Source organism: Mesorhizobium carmichaelinearum (genome assembly GCF_900199455.1).
GTDB classification, from domain to species: domain Bacteria; phylum Pseudomonadota; class Alphaproteobacteria; order Rhizobiales; family Rhizobiaceae; genus Mesorhizobium; species Mesorhizobium carmichaelinearum.
Genome location: NZ_FZQR01000161.1, coordinates 1 through 439 on the forward strand (window position 1 = coordinate 1; position 439 = coordinate 439).

Consider the following 439-nt stretch of genomic DNA (forward strand, 5'->3'; position numbering starts at 1 on the left):
CGTCAAGGTGCTGCGCCTGGACATCGACCAGGACAAGGCGCGCGCGCTGGGTGTGTCGACCGGTTCCATCTCGCAGGTCACGCAGACGGTGATGTCCGGCGCGCCCATCGCCCAATACCGCGACGGCGACAAGCTGCTCGACATCGTGATGCGTCCGCAGGAGGACGAGCGCAACACGCTCGACGCACTGCAGCGCGTGCAAGTCCCGACCAGCAGTGGCCGCACGGTGCCGCTGACGCAGGTGGCGCGAGTTGGTTTTGCGTGGGAACCCGGCGTGATCTGGCGTGAGAACCGCGACTACGGCATCACCGTGCAATCCGACGTGGTGGACGGCGTGCAGGGCCCGACCGTGACCGCGCAGATCAACCCGCTGCTCGACAAGATTCGCGCGGACTTGCCGCCGGATTATCAGATCAAGATTGCCGGCGCAGAAGAGGAA

Annotated in this window: 1 protein-coding gene; it reads left to right on the forward strand. The window is 65.8% G+C overall.

The genetic code is table 11. The annotated features are described in order from the left end of the window. Positions 1-439 (forward strand): efflux RND transporter permease subunit (locus tag CKW40_RS42485; RefSeq protein ID WP_143748544.1); only part of this gene is annotated, 439 nt, incomplete at both ends.